Origin of the sequence: Flagellimonas olearia, from assembly GCF_009184425.1 — a bacterium.
Classification (GTDB): Bacteria; Bacteroidota; Bacteroidia; order Flavobacteriales; family Flavobacteriaceae; genus Flagellimonas; species Flagellimonas olearia.
On the sequence record NZ_WELG01000163.1, the window covers coordinates 1 to 329 of the forward strand.

At 39.2% G+C, this 329-nt stretch carries 1 protein-coding gene; it reads left to right on the top strand.

Features of this window, described 5'->3' with window-relative positions:
* Nucleotides 1-19: 19 nt before the first annotated feature.
* A partial coding sequence (locus F8C76_RS20020) for a ribonucleotide reductase barrel domain-containing protein (protein WP_500683490.1) occupies nt 20-329 on the top strand: 310 nt, incomplete at its 3' end.

Below are 329 nucleotides of genomic sequence, written 5' to 3' on the forward strand. Positions count from 1 at the left end.
AGAAAAAATTGACGCTTTAATGGAGCAAATCAGCTACCATGCGATTGACATGAGCGCGAATTTAGCGAAAGAAAAAGGGGTTTATAAGGATTTTGAAAATTCAGAATGGAGTAAGGGGATTTTCCCCATTGATAAAGCCAATAATGAAGCCTTAAAACTCACCGAAAAAGGGCTTTTTAACCACGCTTGCGATTGGCAAGGTTTGAGGGAAAAAGTCAAAGCCAATGGCATGCGTAATGGCTATTTGATGGCGATCGCTCCCACAAGCTCCATTTCTATTTTAGTAGGTACAACCCAAACAATTGAACCCATTTATAAGAAAAAATGGT